This window comes from Noviherbaspirillum sp. ST9 (genome assembly GCF_048799745.1).
Lineage (GTDB): Bacteria > Pseudomonadota > Gammaproteobacteria > Burkholderiales > Burkholderiaceae_D > Noviherbaspirillum.
The window spans coordinates 84,424-109,257 of the sequence record NZ_JBLWFR010000005.1 but is presented as its reverse complement, the minus strand read 5'-3'; the positions used below and the strand labels follow the sequence as shown (position 1 = coordinate 109,257).

The following is a 24,834-nucleotide window of genomic DNA, read 5'->3' as shown; positions in this document are numbered from 1 at the left end:
GAAAACGTCCGGTAGCGACTCTGGAAAGGATAGGTATGGATCGGCAAGTCTGCGCCGTGCCATATGCCATGCAAGCATGCCACTGCCCGGAGCCCCTCAGGTCGTGGCGCGTCCTCGATATTTTCAGCAAATCACGCATGGTGTGTCGCGCAGGGAAGAGATTTGAAATGGTGATCAAATCGGCAATTCTTTGCATCAGTTGCGCTTGCTGCGTTGCTGCCGGCAACAACGCGTATGCCGCCAGCGATGGGGAATCGCTTGAGTATGCGATCAAGGCGGCCTATCTGTATAAATTCGGCCTTTACGTTGACTGGCCGCCGACAGCCTTTGCCGCATCGACCAGCGCGATCAACCTGTGCATTGCGGGAGCGGATCCATTCGGCATGGATCTCGACACGGCCATCAGAGGTCAGCAAATCAACGGCCGGCCAATCGAGATCCATCGCATCAAAAACGTGGGACGCGATTCCGGCTGCCACATCCTGTACCTGGGCCCCGGCAATACGCAGGAGGCGAGCCAAGCCCTGGACGCAATGCGCGGCAACGGGGTGCTTACCGTCAGCGATATGCCCGGAGTCGGCATTATCAATTTCGTCATTCAGGGCGACCGCGTCCGTTTCGTCATCGACGAGGAAGCGGCGGCGCAGAACGGATTGGCAATCAGTTCAAAGCTGCTCAGTCTCGCCGTCAATGTGAGGCCAAGGCAGACCGGGATCCGGCGTTAGCAGGTTGTTAGATTCAAAAGCGGCTCTGGATCTTGAAAAATATGCTGCGTTCCAATTCGCTGCGCGTCGAAACATCCGTGAACTCGCCATGACCGCCCCCATTGAGGTTCTGTCCGACGACGGAGAGTTCAAGCCCCGGTCGGAACCGCCAGCCATAACGGAAACCTACGGCCGTGTACGCCGGGACAGCTGGAGCCGACAGGGCACCGACGCGGCGTACCGTCACGTCCAGTTCGCTTTTCTCGGACAGATCGTGCGAGGAGCGCAACACCAGCATGTGCGACGGATCGTTGCCCGCGGTAACCGGAGAGAATACGTCGGTACTGCCTGCCCTGAGCTTCAGTTTCTCTCGATGTAGCGTCCACCCGCCGCTCAGGCGCCAGCGCTTTGTCGCCTGGTAGTTGCCCCACATTTCGATGCCCTTTGTGGTGCCATCCAGTAAATTTGAAAAGAAGAAGGAAGTACCGCTCGGGTTCGATTCCAGCGTACGCAGATGTTCATAGTCCGCATGGTATGCGGTCACCGAGTAGGACAGGTTGCGGATGGGCTGGCCACGGTAGCCCAGCTCGATCACGTCAGCAATTTCCGAGCGAACATTGCGTCCGCCCGCGAGCACAAACGGGGCTCCGCCGGGGACGAATGCGTCCCGGTCCAGACGGGACGGGGCACGTACAGTGCGCGAAAGGGCGCTCCACAGCAGGTGTTCGGGAGCAGGTTTCCAGGCAAGCCGGATATTGGGCAGAAACTCGTTGCCGGTATATTCGTTGCGCTCTACGCGCGCTCCCACGGTCAGGCGGAGGTTGTCGCGCAGGCGCATTTCGTCCTGTGCAAATACGCTGGACCAGGTTTGATTGACCCTGGCCGGCAAGAAGGCGAAGAACGGGCTATTCGTGACCCTGTCCATGCCGTAACGGTATTCGGCTCCCCATACCGGCGCATGGATGCCATAGCGCGGCAAGGAGTGCTGCAGCTGCAGATCGACAACATCGAGCTTTTCGCTGAAGGTTGGTGGAACGCGTCGTTCGGTGCGATCGAAATAGGCTTGCACGCTCAGGGTGGCGCCGCTGTTCAGGAGCCGCTCCCATCGCGTACGCAGATTAATGCCGGACAACGAGATGTCGCCGAGCCGGAATGGCACTCCGGCAATGGGGACTGTGCCGGGTTCCGGTTGCGCTTCTTTCCCGTCGTAGGCATTTCCTTGCAGGGTAAAATTTTCGCCGGGCCGTTCCCAATCCATGCGGAATCCAGCCTGTCCCTGGTGAAAGGCGTCATTGATCGCCGTGCCGTTCGCGGTTTCGGTGTTTTTCCGATCCGTATACTTCCCGTAGACGCGGTAGCTGCCGTCGGCTTCCACCTTTCCGCCATGGCGAAGCGCCGCGCCGCTTTCCCGATTTCCCGCTCCAATCGATGCCAGGCCGCCTTGCGTTGTCCTGGCCGACTGCGTAATCACGTTGATGATTCCGTTGACCGCGTTTGTGCCCCACAATGTTCCGCCTGGCCCGCTGATGACTTCAATGCGATCCACATCCTCAAGCATGACGTCCTGGACGTCCCAGAACACGCCCGAAAATAGCGGCGTGTAGACAGACCTGCCGTCAATCATGACCAGCAGCTTGTTGGCGGAAATGTTATTAAAGCCTCGGGCACTGATCGCATAGTTATGGGCACTGATTTGCCCGACATGAAGATTCGGCGCCAGACGCAACGCTTCAGGCAGGCTCGTGGCCCCGGAGCGCCGGATGTCGTCCTGGGTAATGACGAATACCGACGCGGCTGCATCGGCGAGGCTCTCCCCCTTTTTCGATACCGACGTAATCTGGATGTTCGCCAGTTCCTCGAGAGACAGGTTGACCAATTCTTCTACGGGTGGGGCTGCGTTGGATGAATGCATGCCGGTCGACAGTGTCGCGCCCAGGAAGGTCATGCACATGATGCGGAGGCAGCGGGGAGGAAGTGGTCCTGGACGCGCCGGGGATACATGCCTGGAGCATCGCCCCGTGATCGGTTTCCAGTACATCGGTTCTCCTTTCGGAAATACCTCAAGACGGAACACGCCTCGCGTTGAGGAAGCGGCACGTAGTGCGTCACCGAATTCCACGCATGGTCAGCTGAAATAATAGACACTCAGTGGTGATAAGCAATGCGGGGTTCACCACGCTTCTCCTGATTGGTGTCAAGAGAGCTTCATGAAGATCGTTGCCAATGTCTCTGAATCTGTATCGAAGAAGCAAGTCGATTTCGAACTTGACCGGTTTTATTTTCCTGCAGCATCAGGCGCGCGATGTGCGCGATATTACGGATCAACCGGTTTCGACTCGCCCATCCCATAGGTATCACCCTCGAACTCGATCAGGCAAAACCCGTGGCCGAACGGGTCGGAAAAGGTGATGCATTTCGATCCGTTCCATTCAACGCATTCACTCTCGCGCACTGCGCCAGCCCCGATTGCGCGGCCGGCAGCGGCCTGCAAATCTTCCACAACGAAGTCCATGTGCACGGGCGTCCAGTGCCTGGCATAGTCGCGCCCTTGCGGAATGGAAGGTGCACAGCGCGATCCCGGTACGTTCTGCAGCAGGTAGATGACGGAAGAGGCACCGGTCAGCTCCGCCACATCGTCCTCAATGATTCGGCTCAGCGTCAGGCCGAAGGCATCCGTATAGAAGCGGATCGCCGGCACGAGGTCGGGTACATCGATGTTAAGGATGAAGCGCATGGCGTTTCGTTTCCTGGTCGTTACAGCGGACTCCGGACATATCTGGACTGCTTCCAATGTAACAGCTGACCGAGAATGAAGCTAAGATAAGGCCCTGATCTGTCTTTGCGGAAAGGCTTGCCTGCAGCAGCCTTCAAACAACGTGAAACGCGGAAAATGAGCCTGATTTCGATAGAAAGCGACAAACTCGCCGTAGGAACCCGGTTGCCTTGGACGGTGTATGACCAGGAGCGCAATGTGCTGATGGAGCGCGGGCAGGTGATCGAAACGGAAGAGCAGCTTCAGTTGCTGGTGGCCGCCAATCCGCTACGCGAACTTTCCTTGCAACCGCCTTCGGACAAATCCGCGGGTTTACAAGGCGAACTGGACAAGGCGCTTTCGATCAACCCGGAGAGCCGCTTTACGTTCCAGGACATGCGGCTGCGCGTGGGCGACCGCATCCAGCTGCAGCCGCCTGCATCGATGGGAACGGAACGTCACTTTGTCCGGCTGCTCGGCTATCTCGAGAATGCCAGCCTCATGGTCTCTACGCCGATGACCAATGGCATGCGCGTGCCGTTGCGCGAGCATGACAAGATCGTTGCACGTGTATTCAGCAGCCAGAAGGCGTTCGCCTTCGATTGCGCCGTGGTGCGCGTATGCAAGATTCCCTACGACTATCTCCACCTGTCCTTTCCCGATGTCGTGCAAGGGGCGGTGATACGCAAGTCGCCGCGTATCAAGACAAAGATCATTGCCTCGATCGCGACGCCGGGCGATGGCAATGAAAAGCAGCCGGGCGTGATCGTCAACCTCAGCGCCGACGGTGCGCTGGTCAAGGCCCGTCAACAGTTAGCCGGGAGAGGCGGGGAGATCGTCCTGGCATTCCGGGTGAACCTGCACAATATGGAGGCTTACCTGACTGTGAAAGCCATTGTGCGCAACGTGTTCGCGGATGAGGAAAAGGAGGGGGGAGATGCACTCAGGGTTCAGCATGGCATCCAGTTTCTGGATTTGCAGCCGAACGACAGCGTGATTCTGCAGAGCTTGATTTACCAACAGATTATCGAGCAGCCGCATACGCTGGCGTGAGGTTCATACTGTCGGGCATAGGCGGGCACCGAAGTGTGAAGGCAGGAAGTAAAATTTTCCCCGTCATTCCCGTGCAGGCGGGAAAGCGAAGCTTCGAGGAACGGCCATCCATAGGGAGTCAGTCCGGAGCGCCTCCGCATGGATTCCCGCCTGCGCGGGAATGACGGGAAAGAGGGGGAACAATTCTCAGATTCCTATCCGCATTCAAACATCAAGCCGGCCGATAACTGAACTGTTCAAACATCCCCGACACCTGCTGCACCAACCCCTCGCTCGGATAGCCGGCCACTGCAGTCGCCTTCAGCTCCTTCGTCTTGCACCCCTGCGCCCGGAACGTCTGCAGCGCATAGTTCTTCGCCCCCATGGCCACAAGGGCGCGGGCGATGTCCATGATCTCGTCTTCGCTCAGCAAGGAGGGATGCACCGTCGTGCGGAACTCATACTCTTTCCCGCTTGCCAGCACGGCTTCGGCACACGCCAGCGCCTGCAGGCCACTGTCGGCGATGCCGGTGACCTTTTCATACTGCGCGAACGGCGCCTTGATATCGAGCGCCACCCAATCGACGAGAGGCAGCAATTCGTTCAGGCGCTGGGGATAGGACCCGCCGGTATGCAGGCCGATCTCGAATCCCAGCTTGCGCGTATCCTTGATGGCGTTGCCGATCGCCGGGTCGAGCGTGGGCTCGCCGCCGCTGAAGACCACGGCGTCGATCAGTCCGACGCGCTTTTCGAGCAGGCCGAGCACCTTGCTCCACTGCAGCGGACTCTTCTGCAGGCGCATCTGCAGGTGCGGGTTGTGGCAATAGCCGCAAGACCACGGACAGCCCTGCACGAAGACGACCGCAGCCAGCTTGCCCGGGTAGTCCGTCGCGGTGAACGGCGTAACGCCGCCCACCTTCAGCGTGCGGGGACCGGGTTCAGCCGCCGAGATTCGCGCATTGCTCGTCAAAGTACTTGCGCTCATGGAATTCTCCCTTTTTTCCGATATTGAATGAGGACAAAGGCCGGTGATATCCCATCACCCGCGTCCAGATCTCGCAAGGCTGGCGTTCCGCGTCGGTCAGGATGATTTGACGGGTTTCAAGAGCCTTCTGATTGCTGAGATCGGTCATGTTTGTCTCCTTGATGGTTTCGCAGGTCATTTAGTTCGCCTCCAGTTCACGTGTCTTGCGCTCGATGATGTCCGCATCGCACTTCGGACAGAATTCATGGCTGCCGCTCAGGTAGCCGTGTTTCGGGCAGATCGAGAAGGTCGGCGAGACGGTGATGTAAGGCAGGCGGAAGCGGCTCAGGGCGCGCTTGACCAGCGTGCGGCAGGCGTTCGGGCTCGAGACCGGTTCGGTCATGTAGAGATGGAGCACGGTGCCGCCAGTGTATTTGCGTTGCAGTTCCTCCTGGCGTTCCAATGCCTCGAACGGGTCGTCGGTGAAGCCGACCGGCAGTTGCGAGGAGTTGGTGTAGTAGGGCATGTCGGTGGTGCCGGCCTGCAGGATGTCGGGATAGCGCTTGCGGTCTTCCTTGGCGAAGCGGTAGGTCGTGCCTTCCGCCGGCGTCGCTTCCAGGTTGTACATGTTGCCGGTCTGGTCCTGGAACTCGAGCATGCGCGCGCGGATGTGGTCGAGCAGGCGTACCGCGAGGCCCGCACCCCATTCGGTCGTGATGTCGTGCTCGTCGCTGGTGAAGTTGCGGATCATTTCATTGATGCCGTTCACGCCCAACGTCGAGAAGTGGTTGCGCAGGGTGCCGAGGTAGCGCTTGGTGTACGGGAACAGGCCGCTGTCCATGTGGCGCTGGATGACCTTGCGCTTGATTTCAAGGCTGGCCTTGCCGAGTTCGAGCAGTTCGTCGACGCGGGCGAACAGCGCTTCCTCGTCGCCGCGATACAGATGTCCGAGGCGCGCGCAGTTGATGGTCACCACGCCGAGCGAGCCGGTCTGTTCCGCCGATCCGAACAGGCCATTGCCGCGCTTGAGCAGTTCGCGCAGGTCGAGCTGCAGGCGGCAGCACATCGAACGGATCATGTTCGGCTTGAGTTCCGAATTCAGGAAGTTCTGGAAGTAGGGCAGGCCGTAGCGCGCCGTCATCTCGAACAGCAGCTCCGCATTCGGGCTGTTCCAGTCGAAGTCCTCGGTAATGTTGTAGGTCGGGATCGGGAACGTGAACACGCGGCCCTTGGCGTCGCCGGCCATCATCACTTCGATGTAGGCGCGGTTGATCATGTCCATCTCGGCCTGCAGCTCGCCGTAGGTGAAATCCATTTCCTTGCCGCCGATGACCGGCACCTGTTCGCGCAGGTCTTCCGGGCAGACCCAGTCGAAGGTGAGGTTGGTGAACGGCGTCTGCGTGCCCCAGCGCGAGGGAACGTTGAGGTTGTAGATCAGTTCCTGCATGTACTGGCGGACCTGCTCGTACGACAGCTTGTCCTTGCGCACGAAGGCGGCCATGTACGTGTCGAAGGAGCTGAACGCCTGCGCGCCCGCCCATTCATTCTGTAGCGTGCCGAGGAAGTTGACGATCTGGCCGACGGCGCTGGACATGTGCTTGGGCGGGCCGGATTCGACCTTGCCGGGCACGCCGTTCAGGCCTTCGTTGAGCAGGGTGCGCAGCGACCATCCGGCGCAATAGCCGGCCAGCATGTCGAGATCGTGGATATGGATGTCGGCCTGGCGGTGCGCTTCGCCGACTTCCGGCGGATACACATGGTTGAGCCAGTAGTTGGCGATGACCTTGCCGGACACGTTCAGGATCAGGCCGCCGAGCGAGTAGCCCTGGTTGGCGTTGGCGTTGACGCGCCAGTCGAGCTGCTGCAGGTATTCGTTGATCGAGGACTCGACGTCGACTAGCGTCTTGCGGTCGCTGCGCAGCTTCTTGTGCTGCTCGCGATAGACGACATACGCGCGCAAGGTCTTGCGGTAGCCAGCGTCGAAGAGGACGGATTCAACGACGTCCTGGATCTGCTCGATATGCGGGGCGGTATCGCTGTTGAGCTGGATGCGCTGCATGACGGCCTGCAGCGTCAAGGCCTCGGCTTCCTCGTGGCCGAATTCGCCGGTGGCCTGGCCGGCGCGCAGCAGCGCGGAGAGAATCTTGTTCGGGTCAAACGGCTTTACAGTGCCGTCGCGCTTGACGATATGCGTCAGGAAGGTAATGGCGCGAGGTGTCATTTAGTCTCCAGAAAAGCACAATATCTTGTGGTTCGAGAGATGGTAGAGACTAAATCTAGTGCGCTCAACGCGCGCGATGGCCTTTTTCCAAATTGCTTGATCTGGAATAACCCGGCGCATTCCCTTGCGCGTTGTCGTCGTGTCAAGTTCCGAGGGAGGGATGGTTAGCGGAAAACCAAGACCGGTATGGTCGAATTCGCCAGCACTTTCTGCGTTTCGCTGCCGACGAACAATGCGCTCAGGCCCTTGCGGCCATGCGATGCCATGAAGATCACGTCGCACTGGTGATCCTTGGCAGCCTTGATGATTTCCTCGTATGGATTGACTGAACGAGCGGTCACCGTTTCGCAGGGGACGTTGGCGGCTTGTGCGGCAGCCGCGATCTTGCCGACATTCGCTTCCGCGATGGCGCAGCGGTCCTGGAAGGCCTGTTTGGAGTCGGAGACGCTCATTCCGTCCGAGACATGGGAGTAGTCGCGCGGCTCGGAGACCGAAATGCCGATCACCTTGCTGCCGGCGCCTTTTGCAAACGTGATTGCCGCTTCAATCGCCTTGTCGGACAGCGGGGATCCATCGGTGGGAACAAGAATCGTTTTGAACATGGTGCATTCTCTGGATAAGGTAGGACACGCCTCGGGGACGCTGAAGCCATGCTAGGTTTCTAGGTAGAAATCGGCCTTGATCCTGGTCAAATTGGGCCGGGTTGGGGGGGCGGCCGGTGCCTCACGCAGGCGGGCGTTGTGTGATCGACTACCGCCGCCCGCCAGCATTTTCTACACCTTTCGACCTATCCCTCTCGTTCCAGCCTATTCCCTTCGACCGATCGGACTAAGCCAACTGCCTTCGCCGGATACCCCTCCGGCCAATAGTGCCTTGAAGTGCGCAGACGTAACCTTCTGACATCGCGTCAATCATCGAGGGAGGTGCGTCGTGGCCAATCAGGGTAATTCAAAAGGAAAGCAGATATCGGTGCTGGCGAGCAGTACGTTCGCCTTCACCATCTGCTTCGCGGTCTGGATGATGTTTGCCGTTCTTGGCATTCCCATCAAGGCAAAGCTGGGGCTGAATGAAACACAGTTCGGCCTGCTGGCGGCAACGCCCGTGCTCACCGGATCGCTGGTCCGCGTGCCGCTCGGGATCTGGACCGACAAGTTCGGCGGCCGCATCGTGCTGTTCATGCTGATGCTGTCCACGGTGATCCCGATCTACCTGATCGGCGAAGCCACCGAATACTGGCACTTCCTTGTCCTTGGCCTGTTCGTCGGCGTCGCCGGCGGCTCATTCTCGGTCGGTACGCCTTACGTCGCGCGCTGGTTCCAGCCGGAGCGTCGCGGCCTTGCCATGGGCATTTTCGGCGCGGGCAACTCCGGTTCGGCACTGACCAAGTTCGTTGCGCCGGCCATCATCGCCGCATTCGGCTGGCAGTTCCTGCCGAAAGTCTATGCGGCCGCCATGCTGACGACGGCGCTGGTCTTCTGGTTCTTCAGCTACACCGACAAGTCGCACACCATTCCGTCCAACGTCAGCTTTATCTCGCAGATGCGCATGCTCAAGGATCCGCGCGTCTGGCGCTATTGCCAGTACTACTCGGTCGTGTTCGGCGGCTACGTCGCGCTGGCGCTGTGGATGACCAAGTACTACGTGTCGGAATACGGCTTCGACATGAAGCTCGCCGCCTTGCTGGCCGCCTGCTTCTCGCTGCCGGGTGGCGTGCTGCGCGCGCTGGGCGGCTGGATCTCCGACAAGTACGGGGCCTACAAGGTGACCTGGTATGTGATGTGGGTGTGCTGGGTGGCGTTCTTCCTGCTGTCTTATCCGCAGACCAGCATGGTCGTCAAGACGGTCAACGGTCCGATGAGCATCGATATCGGCATCAATGCCTGGTTCTTCACCGCCCTGCTGTTCGTGGTCGGTGTTGCCACCGCCATCGGCAAGGCGTCCGTCTTCAAGTTCATCTCGGATGACTTCAGCCACAACATCGGCGCCGTGTCGGGCGTCGTCGGCCTGGCCGGCGGTCTCGGCGGCTTCATCCTGCCGATCATGTTTGGTGCGCTGGTCGACCTGACCGGCGTCCGTTCCAGTGCATTCATGCTGCTCTACGGCACGGTCTGCGTGTCGCTGGTGTGGATGCATTTCTCATTCAAACCCGAGCGGGAAACCCCTGACGTTTCCGTGCCGCTCAAAAAGGCGGCCTGAGCTGTCGCATCTGTCGCATTCGATAAGAGGAGAACAACGTGAGTAAATATCTGATCAGTCACTGGGAACCGGAAACACCATCGTTCTGGGTTTCCAAAGGCAAGTCCACCGCCAACCGCAACCTGTGGATCTCGATTCCGGCACTGCTCCTGGCATTCGCCGTCTGGATGGTATGGAGCGTGGTGGTGGTGAACCTGCCCAACGTTGGATTCCAGTACAGCACCAACCAGCTGTTCTGGCTGGCGGCGCTGCCCGGGCTGTCCGGCGCGACCCTGCGGGTCTTCTACTCGTTCATGGTGCCGATCTTCGGCGGCCGCAAGTGGACGACGATCTCGACCGCGTCGCTGATGATCCCGGCCATCGGCATCGGCTTTGCGGTGCAGGACCCGAACACCGGGTATCCCACCATGCTCGTGCTGGCGCTCCTGTGCGGCTTTGGCGGCGGCAACTTCGCGTCCTCCATGGCCAACATCAGCTTCTTCTTCCCGAAGGCGCAGAAGGGCTATGCGCTGGGCATGAACGCCGGCCTCGGCAACCTCGGCGTGTCGGTGGTGCAGTTCGTGGTGCCGCTGGTGATCACCGCAGGCATCTTCGGTGCCATCGGCGGCGAAGCGCAGATCTGGACCAAGGCAGGCGAAACCAAGCAGATGTGGCTGCAGAACGCCGGCTTCGTCTGGGTGCCCTTCATCGCCATGACGACCTTTGCCGCCTGGTTCGGCATGAATGACCTGGCTTCGGCAAGCGCCTCGTTCTCGGAACAGGCTGTCATCTTCAAGCGCAAGCACAACTGGCTGATGTGCTGGCTGTACATCGGCACCTTCGGTTCCTTCATCGGCTACTCCGCCGGCTTCCCGATGCTGATCAAGTCGCAGTTCCCGGACGTCAATCCGCTCCAATATGCCTACCTCGGACCGCTCGTCGGCGCGCTGGCTCGCGTTGCCGGCGGCTGGATCTCCGACAAGCTCGGCGGCGCCATCGTCACTTTCTGGACCTTCATCGTGATGATCCTGGCGGTGGTCGGTGTCATTTATTTCCTGCCCGTGAACGGTTCGGCCGGTCATTTCCACGGCTTCTTCTGGATGTTCATGCTGCTGTTCGCCGGCACTGGCGTCGGTAATGCGTCCACTTTCCGCATGATCCCGGTGATCTTCATGACCGAGCGCCAGCGCGCCGCCGCCGGCAAGGGCGCCAGGGCAGAAGCCCAGGCTATCGTCGACGCCAACAAGGAAGCGGCCGCCGTGCTCGGTTTCTCCTCGGCAGTCGGTGCCTACGGCGCCTTCTTCATCCCGAAGAGCTACGGCACCTCGATCGCCATGACCGGCGGCCCGACCGCTGCGCTCTGGGCCTTCATCGCGTTCTACGTCACCTGCATCGCCATCACCTGGTGGTGCTATTCCCGCAAGAACGCGCCGATGCCGTGCTGAGATAGTTCGAAAGTACTAGTCGGGTTAGTTCCATCGCCGGAACCAGCCCGACTTCTTGCGAATAGGAAGGACGAGAGGGGCTACGTAGACTTGATACAGAGCCAATCCGATTAGTTACAAAGCGTAGTTACAACAAAGGCGCCCGAACAAGGGCGCACGTATGGAGAAACCATGAGTCACTTTCTGGACCGCCTGAAATTCTTCAGCAAGCCCAAGGAAACCTTTTCCAACGGCCACGGCGCGGTAGTGCAAGAAGACCGCACCTGGGAAAACGCCTACCGCCAGCGCTGGCAGCACGACAAGATCGTGCGTTCCACGCACGGCGCCAACTGCACGGGGTCGTGCAGCTGGAAGGTGTATGTGAAGAACGGCCTGATCACCTGGGAAACCCAGCAGACCGACTATCCGCGCACCCGCCCGGACCTGCCGAACCACGAGCCGCGCGGCTGCCCACGCGGTGCGTCGTATTCCTGGTACGTGTATTCGGCCCAGCGCGTAAAGTACCCGATGGTGCGCGGCCGCCTGATGCAGATGTGGCGCGAAGCGCGCAAGACCATGGACCCGATCAAGGCCTGGGAATACATCAGCCAGGATCCGGCACGCGCCGCCAAGTACAAGAAGGTGCGCGGGCAGGGCGGTTTCGTCCGTGCCGAGTGGGATGAGGTCAACGAGATCATCGCCGCCAACAACGCGTACACCGTCAAGAAATTCGGACCGGACCGCATCATCGGCTTCTCGCCGATTCCCGCGATGTCCATGGTCAGCTATGCCGCCGGCACCCGCTACCTGTCGCTGATCGGCGGCGTGGCAATGAGCTTCTACGACTGGTACTGCGACCTTCCGCCGTCCTCGCCGCAAATCTGGGGCGAACAGACCGACGTGCCGGAATCGGCCGACTGGTATAACTCCACCTACCTCATGGTGTGGGGCTCCAACATCCCGATGACCCGTACCCCTGATGCGCATTTCTACACCGAAGTGCGTTACAAAGGTACGAAGACCGTCGCCGTGTCGTCCGACTTCGGCGAAATGGCCAAGTTCGGCGACATCTGGCTCGCCCCGAAGCAGGGCACCGACGCCGCGCTGGCGATGGCAATCGGTCACGTGATCCTCAAGGAATTCCACGCCACCGGCAAGTCCGCCTACTTCCGTGAATACGCGAAGCAGTACACTGACTTCCCGATGCTGGTGCTGCTGAAGGAAAAGAACGGCTACCTGGTGCCGGATTACTTCCTGCGCGCCTCGCACCTCGCCAACAACCTCGACGAAGCCAACAATCCGGAATGGAAGACGCTGGTCATCGATGAAGCGACCGGCAACATCGTCGCACCGTCCGGCTCCATCGGCTTCCGCTGGGGCGAGTCCGGCAAGTGGAACCTCGAACAGAAGGAAGGCAAGAGCGGCAATGCGATCGATCCGCAACTGTCGCTGATCAACCATCGCGACGACGTCGCCGGTGTCGGCTTCGCCTACTTCGGCGGCGTCGATGCGAACGACATGCTCGTGCGCAACGTGCCGGTCAAGAAAGTGCAACTGGCTGACGGCACGACGGCGCTGGTCGCCACCGTGTATGACCTGTCGATGGCCAACTACGGCGTCGACCGCGGCCTCGGCGGCGGCAATGTCGCCACCAGCTACGACGACGACGTCCCTTACACCCCGGCATGGCAGGAGAAGCACACCGGCGTCAAGCGCGCTGACGTCATCACCGTCGCCCGCGAATTCGCGGACAACGCCGACAAGACCCGCGGCAAGAGCATGGTCATCGTCGGCGCCGCGCTGAACCACTGGTACCACATGGACATGACCTACCGCGGCATCATCAACATGCTGATGATGTGCGGCTGCGTCGGCCAATCCGGCGGCGGTTGGGCGCACTACGTGGGCCAGGAAAAGCTGCGTCCGCAGACCGGCTGGACCCCGCTGGCCTTCGCGCTCGACTGGAACCGTCCGGCGCGCCAGATGAACTCCACCTCGTTCTTCTACGCGCACACCAGCCAGTGGCGCCATGAAAAGCTGCACTCCAACGAGATCCTGACGCCGACGGCGGATGGCGAGTTCTCGAAGATGTCGATGATCGACTTCAACGCCAAGGCGGAACGCCTCGGCTGGTTGCCGTCGGCACCGCAGCTCGAAACCAACCCGCTGGAAGTCGTTCGCGCCGCCGAAGCCGCCGGTAAGGATCCGGTCAAGTACGCCGTCGAGCAACTGAAGGACGGCAAGCTGAACCTGTCCTGCGACGATCCGGACAATCCGGCCAACTTCCCGCGCACCATGTTCGTGTGGCGTTCCAACATCCTGGGCAGCTCGGGCAAGGGCCACGAGTACTTCCTGAAGTACCTGCTCGGCACGCAGAACGCGCTGATGAGCGACGAAGAAGGCTGCGTCAAGCCGCGCGACATCAAGGTGCGTCCGGCGGCCGAAGGCAAGCTCGACCTGCTCGTCGTGCTCGACTTCCGCATGTCGACCACCGCGCTGTACGGTGACATCGTGCTGCCGACCGCCACCTGGTACGAAAAGGACGACCTCAACACCTCGGACATGCATCCGTTCATCCACCCGCTGTCCGAAGCCGTGCAGCCGCTGTGGAAGGCGAAGTCCGACTGGGAAATCTACAAGGGCATCGCGAAGAAGTTCACGGAAATCGGCGGCGAGTATCTCGGCACGCAGAAGGACCTGGTCCTGACGCCGCTGATGCACGACACCCCCGGCGAACTCGGCCAGCCGTTCGATCCGAAGGATTGGCGTGCGGGCGAATGCGAACCGATCCCGGGCAAGACCATGCCCGCGATGCAGGTCGTCGAGCGCAACTACAAGGATGTGTACAAGAAGTTCACTTCCATCGGCCCGTTGCTGGAGAAGGTCGGCAACGGCGGCAAGGGCATCAGCTGGAAGACCGAGCACGAAGTCGACATCCTGCGCGGCCTGAACCGCGTGGTGACGGAAGAGGGCGTGTCGAAGGGCCAGCCGCGCCTGGAATCCGCGATCGATGCCGCCGAAATGATCCTGTCGCTCGCCCCGGAAACCAACGGCCACGTCGCCGTCAAGGCTTGGGATGCGCTGTCCAAGATCACCGGCCGCGACCATACCCACCTGGCGATCCCGCGCGAGCATGACAGCATCCGCTTCCGCGACGTGCAGGCGCAGCCGCGCAAGATCATCTCCTCGCCGACCTGGTCCGGCCTGGAAAGCGAAGAGGTCAGCTACAACGCCGGCTACACCAACGTGCATGAACTGATCCCCTGGCGCACCCTGACCGGCCGCCAGCAGTTCTACCAGGATCACCAGTGGATGCGCGAGTTCGGTGAAGGCCTGTGCGTGTACAAGCCGGCGATCAACACCAAGACCACCGGTGCCATCAAGGACAAGCGTCCGAACGGCAACAAGGAGATCGCGCTCAACTGGATCACGCCGCACCAGAAGTGGGGCATCCACTCGACCTACTCGGACAACCTGCGCATGCTGACGCTGTCGCGCGGCGGCCCGCACGTCTGGCTGTCGGAAATCGACGCCAAGGAAGCCGGCATCGTCGACAACGACTGGATCGAGGTGTTCAACGTCAACGGCACGCTGGTGGCCCGCGCGGTGGTATCGCAGCGCGTCCCGGTCGGCATGACGCTGATGTACCACGCCCAGGAGAAGATCGTGAACATGCCGGGTGCGGAGACCTCGGGCATGCGCGGCGGCATCCACAACTCGGTGACCCGCGCGGTGACCAAGCCCACGCACATGATCGGCGGTTACGCACAGTTGTCGTACGGCTTCAACTACTACGGCACCGTCGGTTCCAACCGCGACGAGTTCGTCCTGATCCGCAAGGTGAAGAACGTCGACTGGCTGGAAGGCCCGTTGAAGGAAAAGGCGTAATCACAGTCACCATTCTGGAGCAAACATGAAAATCAGAGCACAAATCGGCATGGTGCTGAACCTGGACAAGTGCATCGGTTGCCACACCTGTTCAGTCACCTGCAAAAACGTCTGGACCAGCCGTGACGGTGTGGAATACGCATGGTTCAACAACGTCGAATCCAAGCCGGGCGTCGGCTACCCGAAGGAGTGGGAAAACCAGGACAAGTGGAACGGCGGCTGGAAGCGCAACGCCGACGGCAAGATCGAACCGCGCCAGGGCAGCAAGCTGAAGATCCTGGCCAACATCTTCGCCAACCCGAACCTGCCGGCCATCGACGACTACTACGAGCCGTTCACCTACGACTACGAGCACCTGCAGAACGCGCCGCTGTCCGAGACACCGCCGACCGCACGCCCGGTCTCGGTGATCACCGGCCAGAAGATGGACAAGATCGAATGGGGCCCGAACTGGGAAGACGACCTCGGTGGCGAGTTCGCCAAGCGCAGCAAGGACAAGCTGTTCGACGGCGTGCAGAAGGAAATCTATGGCACGTTCGAGAACACCTTCCTGATGTACCTGCCGCGCCTGTGCGAGCACTGCCTGAACCCGGCCTGCGTCGCCTCCTGCCCGTCCGGTTCCGTCTACAAGCGTGAAGACGACGGCATCGTGCTGGTCGACCAGGACAAGTGCCGCGGCTGGCGCATGTGCATCTCCGGCTGCCCGTACAAGAAGATCTATTACAACTGGTCTTCCGGCAAGGCCGAAAAGTGCACCTTCTGCTTCCCGCGTATCGAAGCGGGCCAGCCGACGGTGTGCTCGGAAACCTGCGTGGGCCGTATCCGCTATCTCGGCGTGATGCTGTACGACGCCGACCAGATCGAAGCCGCGGCGTCCGTGGCCGACGAGCAGGACCTGTACGAAGCCCAGCTCAAGCTCTTCCTCGACCCGAACGATCCGAAGGTCATCGAGGAAGCGCGCAAGCAGGGCATCCCGGAAGCCTGGCTGGAGTCCGCCAAGAAGTCGCCGGTCTACAAGATGGCGATGGAATGGAAGGTCGCCTTCCCGCTGCATCCGGAATACCGCACGCTGCCGATGGTCTGGTACATCCCGCCGCTGTCGCCGATCCAGGCTGCGGCCGAGTCCGGCAAGATGGGCATGAACGGCATCATCCCGGACACCAAGAGCCTGCGCATCCCGGTCAAGTACCTCGCCAACCTGCTGACCGCAGGCAAGGAACAGCCGGTGGTGCATGCACTCGACCGCATGCTGGCGATGCGTGCCTACATGCGCGCCAAGTCGGTCGACGGCACCGAAAACCTGGAAGTGCTGAAGCAGACCGGCCTGTCGAAGGCGGAGGTGGAAGACATGTACCACATCATGGCCATCGCCAACTACGAGGACCGCTTCGTGATTCCGTCGAGCCACAAGGAAATGGTGGAAGACAGCTTCAACGAAAAAGGTTCCTGCGGCTTCAGCTTCGGCAACGGCTGCTCGGACGGGGTGAGCGATCCTTCGCTGTTCGGCAAGAAGAAGCAGGGTTCGGTGATCTTCGTCGACATGCCCAAGTCGAGGAAGAAGAAAGAGACGGAAGGCGTGTAGGACGCCTGGTGGCAGGATGGGGCCCGCCAATCCCTCCCCATCCTGCCCTCCGTACCTGCCGACAGGCATGCGTTGAATAAGGAAATGACCATGCAACACTATCAAGTCTTGTCCACATTGCTGATGTACCCGGAGGAGGCGCTGATCGAGGCGCTCGACGAACTGTACGCGGCGCTGGACGGCCAGCCGGAGATGAAGGCGACGCTGCAGCCGCTGTTTGCCCATCTCGCCGGCGAGGACCTGCTCACGCTGCAGGAAAACTACGTGTCGACCTTCGACCGCAATCCATCGCACTCGCTGCACCTCTTCGAGCACATCCACGGCGAATCCCGCGACCGCGGCCAGGCCATGGTGGACCTCATGCAGGAGTACAAGAAGCACGGCCTGCAGATGTGCGCGGATGACTTGCCCGACTACGTGCCGCTGTTCCTCGAGTTTTTGTCCCAGGTCGACAAGGACGAGTCGGACCGCCTGCTTTCGGACGCCGTGCACGTGCTCGCGCACCTCGGCCGCAAGCTGGCGGCCAACAACAGCCCGTACGCCGTCGTGCTGCAGGCCGTCGAGGCACTCAGCCCGGTTCCGGCCGAAGAACTGAGCGAGCCGCCGATTCGCGACATGGACGAACTGCTGGAAACGATGGGGCCAGGCGCGGACGGCGTCGAGCCGCTGCTCAACAAGGGACTGAGCTGCGGATCGAGCGGCGTGCAGCCGATCAATTTCCATCCCGCACGCCGCCCGGCAGCGGCAGCACCGGCCTGACACACCAGGGACCGCGCCACAGGATTACAAGGAGATAAAAACATGAACTACCTGCATCAATTCGTCTTCGGGATCTTCCCGTACATCGCACTGGCGATCTTCCTGCTCGGAAGCCTGGTGCGCTTCGACCGCGAGCAGTACACATGGAAGTCGGAGTCGAGCCAGCTTCTGCATCGCGGCTCGCTGCGCTTTGGCAACATCTGCTTCCACATCGGCATCATCGGCCTGTTCTTCGGCCATGCCGCCGGCCTGCTCACCCCGATCTGGGTGTGGGACACGCTGGGCGTCTCGCACGGCGCCAAGCAGATCATCGCCATGACCGCCGGCGGCATCATGGGCACGCTGTGCCTGATCGGCCTGCTGACCCTGCTGGCACGCCGCTTTTCCAGCGACCGCCTGCGCGCCGTGACCACCTTCAAGGACAAGATCGTCCTGCTGTGGATCCTGGCCACGCTGCTGCTCGGCCTGTCCACGATCTTCCTGTCGGCATCACATACCGACGGCCACCTGATGACGCTGTTCATGCAGTGGGCGCAGCACATCGTCACCTTCCGTGGCGATGCCGCAGGCTTCCTGGCTGAAGCGCCGCTGCTGTTCAAGGTGCACCTGTTCATGGGCATGTCGCTGTTCATCATCTTCCCGTTCACCCGCCTGGTGCACGTGTGGAGCGGCTTCGCGTCCGTCGGTTATCTCAGCCGCGCGTACCAGCTGGTTCGCCCGCGCTAATGTCAAGTTAATGCCACGTTATTGAAAGAGGAGAGGGGCCATGGGTATTTCCGTCAACGGCATCGAGATCACGGATGAAGCCATCGAGAAAGAAATCGTGCACCACCAGAAAGCGGAAAACCCATTGAAGGAAACCGTCCACGAGCTGGTCCTGCGCACCCTGCTGCTGCAGGAAGCGGACCGGCTCGGATTGGACGGCGACGATGACGATGCCCGCATCGAAGCGCTCTTTGCAAAGGAAGTGCGCGTGCCGGAAGCGGACGATGCGGCATGCGAGACGTACTACCGCAATCATCAGGAGCGCTATACCTACGGCGAACTGGTGGAAGCGCGGCATATCCTGTTCCAGGTGACGCCGACCGTCTCGCTCGAATTCCTGCGTGCCACGGCGGAGTCGGTGCTGGAGGAATTGCAGCGCAATCCGGAGCGCTTCGCCGAACTGGCCAAGACGTATTCGAACTGCCCCTCGGGAGGCCTCGGCGGCAACCTCGGTCAACTGTCCCGTGGCCAGACGGTGCAGGAGTTCGAGCGTGTGCTGTTCCGCCTGCGTGATGGCGAAATGGCGAATCGCCTGATCGAGACCCGCTTCGGGCTACACATCGTGCAGGTCATGAAGCATGTCGAAGGCAGGCTGATGCCGTTCGACGCGGTCAAGGCGCAGATTGCGGATACGCTGATCCAGCAGGCCTGGCACAAGGGGGTGCATCAGTACCTGCAGATTCTGGTGGGGAAGGCGGATATCAAGGGCGTGACGCTGGAAGGGGCCTCGTCGCCGCTGGTTCAGTAGCTGAATCAAACCGTTGTCCTAGGGGCGTCCGCGTGCGGGCGCTTCGGTTCAAGACTTGCACGTCTTTCCCCGTCATCCCCGCGAAGGCGGGAATCCAAAGGCGGGTAGCATGCGCGGCTTCACTATGGATTCCCGCTTTCGCGGGAATGACGGGGTACTCTTTTGCGCCAATCCGACTGTAGTTTCCCGCCCTTGAACGCATGTTGCAAAAATACGGGCGCACTGTAGTGCTTGCGCGGGGTAAATGGGAAAGCGAGTTGCCCCCTCGACGACCTCCCCCCAACGAGGTCAATCCCTGATCTCCGCCTCAACCAATTTCCCAAGCAGCACCAGCGACTCCTGCCAGCCGAGGTAGCAGGCCTCGGGCGGAATGGCCCCGGGAATGCCTTCCTGAACGACGTCAAGCTCCGTTCCGCAAAACACTTCCCGCAGCGTGACCGTCGTCTGCATGGTCCCGGGCAGGTTCGGGTCTTCGAAGCTGGCCGTGTAGCGCAGCCGCTCGTTCGGCACCAGTTCGAGGTATTCCCCGCCAAACGAGTGGCTGTGCCCGGTCGTGAAGTTGGTGAACGACATCCGGTAGCTGCCGCCGACCACTGCTTCCATATGATGCACCCGCCCGGTAAAGCCATTGGGCGGCAGCCATTTGTTGAAGGCGTCGGCGTCCAGGAAAGCGCGGTAGACGCGTTCAGGCGTTGCCTTGAGGACGCGGTGGAGTCTTACGGTGTGCGTTGTCATGATTGATTTCCTCGTAGAAAGAGTGAGGGCAGCCCTCTATATCGTACGACGAATCACGGCGCGGGAAATCGACATGTTGAATGTTGACACGCTACAGATGCACAACCGATACGTCGCGCCCAAAGACTTCCCGTACCGAATCCACCAGATGATCATGGTGCGTCAGGTAAATCACCTGCGTCTTCTCCGACAACGCCGCCAGCGCTTCGAAGCCTGCCTTTGAACGGCCGTCATCGTAGTTGATGAACAGGTCGTCCGCGATAAACGGCAGGGGAGGCGCTTTCTCCAAGTGCATTTCCAGCGCCGCCAGGCGCAACGCGAGAAACAGCTGGTCCCGTGTTCCGTCGCTCATGCCCGCAATGCCGACCAGCTTGCCGTCCGCGCGCTGGCCGTGCAGTGTCATCGGCTGGGCGTCGAAATCCACGACCAGCCGGTTGAAGTTGCCTTGCGTAAGTTGCGCAAAGATGGCGCTCGCGCGGCCAAGCATGGGTCCTTGTTTCTCCTGGCGATAGCGGTCGATGGACCAGCGCAGGAGTTTTGCCGCCGTGAAGACCTTGACGTAGCGTTCCGCCGCGTCGGCCATCTGTGCGATCGCTTCCTGGCGCTGTGCTTCAGCGATGGCGGCAGCGTCGGAGCCGCCAATGGAGCCGAGCGCGCTGCCGGCTTTTTCCTTCTCGGCGGAGAGCGCTGCCTGGCGTTGCACGGCTTCGCTGTGCTCGGCGGTGGCGGTTGCCAGCTCGGCCGTTACCTGCGAGAGGTCCGCACCGTCGATTTCCTGTTCAAGGTGTTCACGGGAGAGGCCGTCGCCGCTGTCGACGAGCTGCGCTTTCGCCTTGGCCAGGTCGAGCAGGCAGCGACGGTAAGCGTCGGCGCGCGAGATCGCTTCGGCGAGCAGGGGCCGGGAATTCACACCGGCGCGTTCCAGCAGCGGCTGCAGGAGGGCGTTGGCGGTTTCGATCGATTCCTGTGCTTTCTTCGCCTGCTCCTTCGCGGTTCTGATCGATTCTTTCAACCGGTTGGCTTCCGTTCGCGCTTCCTTGGCGCGTGCCAAGCGCTTCGCAAGCGCCTGGGTAACGCGCTCCGGGGACACACCATCGAACTCGGTGCCGAAACGCTGGGCGAGGCCTTGTACTTCCTCGTTGAATTTCTCCAGGTCGGCCTGCATGGCGGCGATGCGTTCCACGCGGATCTGGCGCACCTTGCCCAACAGCTCGTCAAGCGAGGCAAACAGTTCCAGTGCACCGCTGACGGTGCCGGTCGCGCTCTCCTGCGCCAGCCCCGCTACGTCCAGTGCGCGAGACCATTCTTCTTTCCAGCCGGTCACGGATGTTCTTGCATCTGCGGCAGCCTGTTGCAGGGAGTGCGCCTGTGCCTTTGCGCTCTTCAACTGCGCCTCGAGTGTTTCGCGGCGCACACTGGCGCTCTCGACCTGCCGGATGTGGAGTTCCGCCTGCATGCAGAGCGCAGTCAGTTTCTCCGCTTCGCCAATCTGCAGTCCTGCTTCGCGCAATGCCGCCGCCAGCGACAGCCGGTACTCGTCCACCTGGCGCTGTAGTGCATCCGCACTCTCCTGCGCCTCCTTGCATTCCGCCGCGATGGCAATTGCCTTGTCGCGCTTGGCGATCCACTCGCCGATATTTTCCAGCTTCATGCCGTGCAGGCCGATCGACGTGGCCATCTCGGCCCACATCTTGTCGAATTGGACCAGCTCTTCCGTCAACTGGATGCGTTGAGCATCGAGGAGCGATTGCTGATGCATTGCCTGCTCAAGCTGGTGCTGATGACTTTGCAATTGCGCTGCCGCTTCGACGTTTTCAAGCCGCTTGTCGGCAAGTCCATCTGCTTGACGGAGATGCGTTTCAAACTGTTCCGCGCCGTCCTGAATGCTGATTGTCCCTGCCTTGATCGCGCCCCAGGATTCGTCACGCTCCTGGCGGGCCTCCGACACCGCTTCGGGCGCGGTCGGCTGATGCAGTTCCGTCAGCTGGGAAATCTTGAGCTTGATGGTCGAGACTGCGCCGGCCTGTTCCTGGATGCGCTGCTCCAGCGCTTTCCGGTCATTGACAAGCGTGAGGCGGTCCTGCGTCACATGCTGGATCGCCTCCGGGCCGGGCAATTCCATCGCGATGAGATCGGGAATCGGCCTGTTCCATCTTCCCAGCGCCTGCTCCGCACCGGACTGCGCCGTCTTGATCTTGGCAAGCTGGCTTTGCTGCTTCTGCAGGGCGGTTTCCGTATCGCCAAGTGCTCGCGCGCCGGCCAAGGCTGCGCGCAGCGCCGGCGGGGCTTCACCGGCTTCCATCTCGCCCAGGTCCTGCGACAGTTGCTGGATTTCCGCTGCCTTTGCCTGCTCTGCCTGTTCCGCCGCCCGCAATGCCTGGGTCAGTCCGCTCTGCGACTGCGAAAGCCGCGACAGGTCGCGTCGCACCAGCATCGACGGCAGGCGCGCGGCGAGGGCGTCCTCGGAGTCGAACTCCCAACCGAGTTGCGTGCACGCTTTGCGGATGTCGGCGAGGAGGATGTTGACCTCGTCCTGCCGCCTGGCGATATCGCGTGCGTAGGTGCTGTAGCGTACGCGGGATTCTTCCAGTGTTGTGATCTCGGTGGCGACGTCCAGTACGGCGTCGTCGACCCGGATCTGCGCCAGTTCCTCCTGTGCCTTGTCGACTTCGCCATTGCGCAGTTCCAGCAGCTGCCTTGCAGTGGCCAGATCGCGTTCCGCGGTCGATAAGATGGCCGCGGCGTCTGCCGGCAGATCTGCTACCTGGCCGAGTTCAGCAAGCTGCTTCTCGATTTCTCGAACCGTCTGCAGGAACGGCGCGACACGGCGAATGCGCTCCAGCCTGCTGCGTTTGATCTCAAGCTGCCGCAGCGATTCGCCGACAGCTCCCAGTTCGTCCATCACGGATTGCAGGCGTGCGTTGGCTTCTGTCCATACCTTGGTGCGGACGGTCGTTTCCTTTAATGTCGCGCCTGCCTTTTCAAGCAGGTCGGCCGCACTGTAATAGGCGCGGTCGGCAGCCTTTCGCGGCGCCCAGAGCTTGTCCGCTTCCGCGAGCAGCGCATCCCGGATCTTGCCGAGGCTTGCAATACCGGCCGCAGACTGGAACAACACCTGGCCGACATCGTTCTCCGCATTCAGGATGCTGTTGCCGCCCTCGACCAGGCGCGTGTGGTCGAGGCCGAACATCTGGTCGAAGAAATGACGATCGGCCGTGCCGAGGAACGGCACGAGGGTGTTATCCGCAAGGACCGCGTCCGCCGGCGTGCGCAGCGTTTGCTTTTGCGCCTTCGCCCGTTGGAATTCGAGCGAGTCCGTGCGGTTGCCGATCGACGCGCCTACCCGCAGTTCGTTCAACGGATGCAGGAAGGCGTGCGCGGAGCGCGGCGGTATGCCGAACAGCAAGTCGAGGACGGCGGAGCGCAGCGTCGATTTGCCAGCTTCATTGGGGCCGACAATGAGGTGGAAGTCGCGGACGGATTGCGGGAATTCCACGCAGCGATCGGTGAATTTTCCGTACTTGACCAGGTCGAGTCGATGTAAACGCATGTCTGCTTACTCCATCCTGGCGAGTTGCGACACGAGGCCGGGACGGACTTCGCCGACCAGTCCGGAAAGCTCACCGCTGCGGATGTCCTTGAAGCAGGGAACGGCGTTCTGCAGCTCCAGCGGCGCCTTGGAGACCAGCCCCATGAGGTCGTTCTTCAGGCTGTCCAGGAAGTCCGGGTCGGTTTGCGCCTGTTCGAAAAACTCCTGCAAGTCGGCGAGCGCGTCGCCCCGCGCGCGGATCGCCTCCGTCTCGTCCGATGCCGTCGTGGCGGTCTTCACCTTTTCAATCCAGAGGCGCTCCGGCGCAATCGCCGCAGCGCAGGCCAGCACTTCGGCGCGCAGTTGCGCTTCCATGCCAAACAGTTCGCCATGCACCGGCGTCTTGCCGGTAATGGTGATCCGGACGGCCGACGGCATATTCGGCGGGCCGCTTTGAACCAGCGTTTCAAGTTCCCGGTTGATCGCATGTACGACCTCAGGCATGGTGCTGCAACTCGTCGCATCGACATTCACGCTGTGCCAGCGCAGTACGTCGACAAACAACCGTTCGACCTTCTGCACGCCGGTCTCGTCGGCCGTGACAAGCACGGCGCCGCGCGGCCCGGTTTCGCGGACGTGGCGCCCCTGCAGGTTGCCCGGGAAGACGATCGTCGAGTGGCCCTGCCACATCTGGTATTCATGCACGTGGCCCAGCGCCCAGTACTGATAGCCCTTCGCTTGCAACTCGTCGAGCGTGCAGGGCGCATAGTTGGCATGCGTGGACTGGACGCCAAGGGCCGTATGCAGCACGCCGATGTTGAACATGCCGGGGAGAGGGTCGGGATAGCTCTGCGACAGGTTTTCGGTGGTGGCGGCATCCTTGAAGCTGCGCCCGTGCAGGGCGACATTCAGTTCATCGATGATGAAGGTGTGTGCCTTGCGGGATTCGAAGGTATGCACGTTGTCCGGCAGGACCAGCTTCTTCGTCATCTCGCTTTCGGCATCATGGTTGCCGAACTTTACGTAAGCCTTGATGCCGGCTTTCTTTAGCCGTCCCATTTCCCGGCAGAAGTAGATGCCGGTGTTATGGTCCTTCCAGCCGCCGTCGTACAGGTCGCCCGCGATTACCACGAAATCGACCTGCTGTTCGATCGCCTCGTTGATCAGGTTGGTAAATGCGTCGCGGGTGGCGCTACGCAGCATTTGCGCGGGCGCATCCGGGTAGGCGCTCAGGCCGATCAGGGGACTGTCCAGGTGGATGTCCGCCGCATGGATGAATCTCATTTTTTCCCGATTCGAAGACAAGTTTGTTGCGTGCCGGCCGAGGGAGCATGATGCTCCCGGTTCCGCACCGAGCGGGCGATAATACACATCGAGGAGCTTCTTTGCCACCCTTGCGGGCGTCCGCAATTCCATTAGCCGACAGGCAAGAAATTCGCGCTGAAGCCGTTGTCCGCTAGTTCCAAAGAACTATACCCATTAGCTCCTCATGCCAACTTCCAAGCTGAACCCCTCCCGATACAATGGTTTTCAAGTAAAACCATCGGAGAGCAAGG

At 61.1% G+C, this 24,834-nt stretch carries 18 protein-coding genes; 9 read left to right on the top strand and 9 right to left on the bottom strand.

Going from position 1 to position 24,834, the window contains the following annotated elements:
• Window positions 1-167: 167 nt before the first annotated feature.
• Window positions 168-725 carry a YfiR family protein gene (locus tag ACNOHI_RS12415; RefSeq protein WP_420474983.1) on the top strand — a complete coding sequence of 186 codons (558 nt, stop codon included), beginning with the start codon at window positions 168-170 and terminating at the stop codon, window positions 723-725.
• A 13-nt stretch (window positions 726-738) separates the two neighbouring features.
• Here the strand turns inward: ACNOHI_RS12415 and ACNOHI_RS12410 are convergent, their stop codons facing one another.
• Window positions 739-2,649, bottom strand: a complete 1,911-nt coding sequence (locus tag ACNOHI_RS12410; RefSeq protein WP_420474982.1) for a TonB-dependent receptor plug domain-containing protein — start codon at window positions 2,647-2,649, stop codon at window positions 739-741.
• A 369-nt stretch (window positions 2,650-3,018) separates the two neighbouring features.
• Window positions 3,019-3,438 carry a VOC family protein gene (locus ACNOHI_RS12405; RefSeq protein ID WP_420474981.1) on the bottom strand — a complete coding sequence of 140 codons (420 nt, stop codon included), beginning with the start codon at window positions 3,436-3,438 and terminating at the stop codon, window positions 3,019-3,021.
• A gap of 156 nt (window positions 3,439-3,594) precedes the next feature.
• Between ACNOHI_RS12405 and ACNOHI_RS12400 the strand changes: the two genes are divergently transcribed.
• Window positions 3,595-4,509 carry a flagellar brake protein gene (locus ACNOHI_RS12400; protein ID WP_420474980.1) on the top strand — a complete coding sequence of 305 codons (915 nt, stop codon included), beginning with the start codon at window positions 3,595-3,597 and terminating at the stop codon, window positions 4,507-4,509.
• Window positions 4,510-4,720: 211 nt separating this feature from the next.
• Here the strand turns inward: ACNOHI_RS12400 and ACNOHI_RS12395 are convergent, their stop codons facing one another.
• The 4 genes from ACNOHI_RS12395 to ACNOHI_RS12380 form a co-directional block, all read right to left on the bottom strand.
• A complete protein-coding gene (locus tag ACNOHI_RS12395; protein ID WP_420475357.1) occupies window positions 4,721-5,404 on the bottom strand; it encodes an anaerobic ribonucleoside-triphosphate reductase activating protein in 684 nt (227 codons plus the stop codon).
• Between the two features lie 22 nt (window positions 5,405-5,426).
• Complete coding sequence (nrdD, locus tag ACNOHI_RS12390) at window positions 5,427-5,621, bottom strand: anaerobic ribonucleoside-triphosphate reductase (protein ID WP_420474979.1); 195 nt, start codon at window positions 5,619-5,621, stop codon at window positions 5,427-5,429.
• A 30-nt stretch (window positions 5,622-5,651) separates the two neighbouring features.
• Window positions 5,652-7,673, bottom strand: coding sequence for a ribonucleoside triphosphate reductase (locus ACNOHI_RS12385; protein WP_420474978.1), 2,022 nt, complete (start codon window positions 7,671-7,673; stop codon window positions 5,652-5,654).
• Window positions 7,674-7,837: 164 nt separating this feature from the next.
• Complete coding sequence (locus ACNOHI_RS12380; RefSeq protein ID WP_420474977.1) at window positions 7,838-8,275, bottom strand: universal stress protein; 438 nt, start codon at window positions 8,273-8,275, stop codon at window positions 7,838-7,840.
• 328 nt (window positions 8,276-8,603) lie between these two features.
• Here ACNOHI_RS12380 and ACNOHI_RS12375 point away from each other — a divergent pair, with 328 nt between their 5' ends.
• The 7 genes from ACNOHI_RS12375 to ACNOHI_RS12345 all read left to right on the top strand — a co-directional run bounded on the left by ACNOHI_RS12375 (window position 8,604) and on the right by ACNOHI_RS12345 (window position 19,014).
• Window positions 8,604-9,869 carry an MFS transporter gene (locus ACNOHI_RS12375; protein ID WP_420474976.1) on the top strand — a complete coding sequence of 422 codons (1,266 nt, stop codon included), beginning with the start codon at window positions 8,604-8,606 and terminating at the stop codon, window positions 9,867-9,869.
• Between the two features lie 38 nt (window positions 9,870-9,907).
• The gene (locus ACNOHI_RS12370; RefSeq protein WP_420474975.1) at window positions 9,908-11,293 is read left to right on the top strand and encodes a NarK family nitrate/nitrite MFS transporter; all 1,386 of its coding nucleotides are present in this window, start codon (window positions 9,908-9,910) and stop codon (window positions 11,291-11,293) included.
• 171 nt (window positions 11,294-11,464) lie between these two features.
• Window positions 11,465-15,160: a nitrate reductase subunit alpha gene (locus ACNOHI_RS12365; protein WP_420474974.1), complete on the top strand. Its 3,696-nt coding sequence runs from the start codon at window positions 11,465-11,467 to the stop codon at window positions 15,158-15,160.
• A gap of 25 nt (window positions 15,161-15,185) precedes the next feature.
• Window positions 15,186-16,742 (top strand): nitrate reductase subunit beta, encoded by a 1,557-nt coding sequence (gene narH / locus ACNOHI_RS12360; RefSeq protein WP_420474973.1) that lies wholly within the window; start codon window positions 15,186-15,188, stop codon window positions 16,740-16,742.
• A gap of 90 nt (window positions 16,743-16,832) precedes the next feature.
• Window positions 16,833-17,501 carry a nitrate reductase molybdenum cofactor assembly chaperone gene (gene narJ / locus ACNOHI_RS12355; RefSeq protein ID WP_420474972.1) on the top strand — a complete coding sequence of 223 codons (669 nt, stop codon included), beginning with the start codon at window positions 16,833-16,835 and terminating at the stop codon, window positions 17,499-17,501.
• A gap of 42 nt (window positions 17,502-17,543) precedes the next feature.
• Window positions 17,544-18,227 carry a respiratory nitrate reductase subunit gamma gene (gene narI, locus ACNOHI_RS12350; protein WP_420474971.1) on the top strand — a complete coding sequence of 228 codons (684 nt, stop codon included), beginning with the start codon at window positions 17,544-17,546 and terminating at the stop codon, window positions 18,225-18,227.
• Window positions 18,228-18,267: 40 nt separating this feature from the next.
• Window positions 18,268-19,014 (top strand): peptidylprolyl isomerase, encoded by a 747-nt coding sequence (locus ACNOHI_RS12345; RefSeq protein ID WP_420474970.1) that lies wholly within the window; start codon window positions 18,268-18,270, stop codon window positions 19,012-19,014.
• 288 nt (window positions 19,015-19,302) lie between these two features.
• On the opposite strand, the gene ACNOHI_RS12340 is transcribed toward ACNOHI_RS12345, so the two are convergent.
• The 3 genes from ACNOHI_RS12340 to ACNOHI_RS12330 form a co-directional block, all read right to left on the bottom strand.
• Complete coding sequence (locus ACNOHI_RS12340) at window positions 19,303-19,749, bottom strand: SRPBCC family protein (RefSeq protein ID WP_420474969.1); 447 nt, start codon at window positions 19,747-19,749, stop codon at window positions 19,303-19,305.
• Between the two features lie 91 nt (window positions 19,750-19,840).
• Window positions 19,841-23,299, bottom strand: a complete 3,459-nt coding sequence (locus ACNOHI_RS12335) for an AAA family ATPase (RefSeq protein ID WP_420474968.1) — start codon at window positions 23,297-23,299, stop codon at window positions 19,841-19,843.
• A 6-nt stretch (window positions 23,300-23,305) separates the two neighbouring features.
• Window positions 23,306-24,562 carry a metallophosphoesterase family protein gene (locus ACNOHI_RS12330; RefSeq protein WP_420474967.1) on the bottom strand — a complete coding sequence of 419 codons (1,257 nt, stop codon included), beginning with the start codon at window positions 24,560-24,562 and terminating at the stop codon, window positions 23,306-23,308.
• Window positions 24,563-24,834: the final 272 nt, after the last annotated feature.

Coding starts and splice junctions, on each gene's coding strand:
- ACNOHI_RS12415 (WP_420474983.1), top strand. CDS start 168: ATGGTGATCAAATCGGCAATTCTTTGCATCAGTTGCGCTTGCTGCGTT.
- ACNOHI_RS12410 (WP_420474982.1), bottom strand. CDS start 2,649: ATGACCTTCCTGGGCGCGACACTGTCGACCGGCATGCATTCATCCAAC.
- ACNOHI_RS12405 (WP_420474981.1), bottom strand. CDS start 3,438: ATGCGCTTCATCCTTAACATCGATGTACCCGACCTCGTGCCGGCGATC.
- ACNOHI_RS12400 (WP_420474980.1), top strand. CDS start 3,595: ATGAGCCTGATTTCGATAGAAAGCGACAAACTCGCCGTAGGAACCCGG.
- nrdD (WP_420474979.1), bottom strand. CDS start 5,621: ATGACCGATCTCAGCAATCAGAAGGCTCTTGAAACCCGTCAAATCATC.
- ACNOHI_RS12385 (WP_420474978.1), bottom strand. CDS start 7,673: ATGACACCTCGCGCCATTACCTTCCTGACGCATATCGTCAAGCGCGAC.
- ACNOHI_RS12380 (WP_420474977.1), bottom strand. CDS start 8,275: ATGTTCAAAACGATTCTTGTTCCCACCGATGGATCCCCGCTGTCCGAC.
- ACNOHI_RS12365 (WP_420474974.1), top strand. CDS start 11,465: ATGAGTCACTTTCTGGACCGCCTGAAATTCTTCAGCAAGCCCAAGGAA.
- narH (WP_420474973.1), top strand. CDS start 15,186: ATGAAAATCAGAGCACAAATCGGCATGGTGCTGAACCTGGACAAGTGC.
- narJ (WP_420474972.1), top strand. CDS start 16,833: ATGCAACACTATCAAGTCTTGTCCACATTGCTGATGTACCCGGAGGAG.
- narI (WP_420474971.1), top strand. CDS start 17,544: ATGAACTACCTGCATCAATTCGTCTTCGGGATCTTCCCGTACATCGCA.
- ACNOHI_RS12345 (WP_420474970.1), top strand. CDS start 18,268: ATGGGTATTTCCGTCAACGGCATCGAGATCACGGATGAAGCCATCGAG.
- ACNOHI_RS12340 (WP_420474969.1), bottom strand. CDS start 19,749: ATGACAACGCACACCGTAAGACTCCACCGCGTCCTCAAGGCAACGCCT.
- ACNOHI_RS12335 (WP_420474968.1), bottom strand. CDS start 23,299: ATGCGTTTACATCGACTCGACCTGGTCAAGTACGGAAAATTCACCGAT.
- ACNOHI_RS12330 (WP_420474967.1), bottom strand. CDS start 24,562: ATGAGATTCATCCATGCGGCGGACATCCACCTGGACAGTCCCCTGATC.